Annotated in this window: 1 protein-coding gene; it reads left to right on the top strand. The window is 69.0% G+C overall.

From position 1 onward, the window contains the following. Positions 1–1,658: 4-alpha-glucanotransferase (locus tag ACI38Z_RS07630; protein ID WP_439789592.1), on the top strand; the 1,658-nt coding region annotated here is incomplete at both ends.

The following is a 1,658-nucleotide window of genomic DNA, read 5'->3' as shown; positions in this document are numbered from 1 at the left end:
GACGAGGCCGGGCTCGAGGGCTACGGCGACCCGTACAACCGCGCCGCCTTCCCCTGGGGCCGCGAGAACAAGGACTGCTTCAACATCTACCGCAACGCCATCGCGATCCGCAAGTCGCTCCCCGTCTTCACGGACGGCAGCTACAGGCCCTTCTCCATCGGGCGAGACGTCTTTGGCTTCTGGCGCGAGGACGCAAACTCCAAGGTCTGCGTCCTGGTCAACGCGAGCCTCGACGCCCAGCACACGGTGGCCATCCCCACGGACGGCCTCCAGGTGGACGACGTGGTCTCCGGCAGGCCGCCCAAGGTGGAGGATGGCCAGGCCAGCGTCTTCCTGTGGCCGCTCGGCACCGCCGTCCTCAACATGCACAAGGCCCAGCGCCTGCAGAAGCCCATGGAGCGCGGCATGGGCGTGGTCTGCCACGTCACGTCGCTCCCCAACCGCGAGCGCCCCGGTCGCCCCGGCACGCTGGGCGACCCCGCCTACCGCTTCATCGACTACCTGCAGAGGGGCGGCCAGCGCTACTGGCAGGTCCTGCCCGTCAACCCCACGGACCACTACGGCTCGCCGTATGCCGGCCTCTCGGCCTTCGCGGGCAACGTGTCGCTCATGTGGGGCTACGACGAGGCCGGCACGCACTTCTCGGCGGACTTCGAGGGCACGCGCGAGTACCGCGACTTCCTGCAGGACAACGAGGAGTGGCTCATCCCGTACGCAACGTTCCGCGCCATCAAGCGCCAGGTGGGCGAGAAGCCCTGGCAATCCTGGCCCAAGCGCTACCGTGAGTACACCCCGGAGCTCGCCCAGGCCAAGGAGCTCGCCGCGGACGTCCGCCGCGAGTGCGCCGTGCAGTTCGAGTTCATGCGCCAGTGGGGCGAGGTGCGCGCCTACGCCAACGCGCGCGGCATCAAGATCATTGGCGACATGCCCATGTACGTGAGCGCGGACTCCTCCGACGTGTGGGCGGAGCGCCGCTACTTCCGCGTGGACGAGGCCGGCTACCCCGCGTCGCAGGCGGGTTGCCCGCCCGACAGCTTCTCGGCCGACGGCCAGCTGTGGGGCAACCCCACCTACCGCTGGGACGTGATGCGCGCGGACGGCTACCGCTGGTGGATGCGCCGCTTCAAGCGCGCCTTCGAGCTGTACGACTACGTGCGCCTGGACCACTTCCTGGGCTTCAGCAGCTACTACAGCATCCCCAACGGCAAGCTCGCCACGGAGGGCGCCTGGAACTTTGGCCCCGGCCTCGAGCTCTTCCGCCGCGCGTACCAGGAGTTTGGCCCGCTGCCCGTCGTGGCGGAGGACCTGGGCACCGTCACGCCGGCCGTGCGGGCGCTCGTCTCCGCAACGGGCTTCCCGGGCATGGACGTGGTCCAGTTCTACAACGACGACCCGTCCGTCTCCTACGTGCCCGCGCCGGACAAGATGGTCTACAGCTCCACGCACGACACCAACACGCTGCTGGGCTGGGTGCGCGAGCACTACGGCCTGACCGAGCCCAAGGGGGCACTCCCTGATGAGGTCAAGCGCCTGCGCGCGGAGGCCGTGGCCAAGGCGGACCGCGTGATGGAAAACTGCCTGGCCACAAACGCGGACGTGGCGATGGTCACCCTGCAGGACGTGATGCGCCTGGACGAGACCCAGCGCATGAACGTCCC

It is taken from the genome of Parafannyhessea sp. (genome assembly GCF_051876455.1).
Lineage (GTDB): Bacteria > Actinomycetota > Coriobacteriia > Coriobacteriales > Atopobiaceae > Parafannyhessea.
The sequence above is the reverse complement of the archived record's forward strand: the minus strand, read 5'-3'. Positions and strand labels throughout refer to the sequence as shown.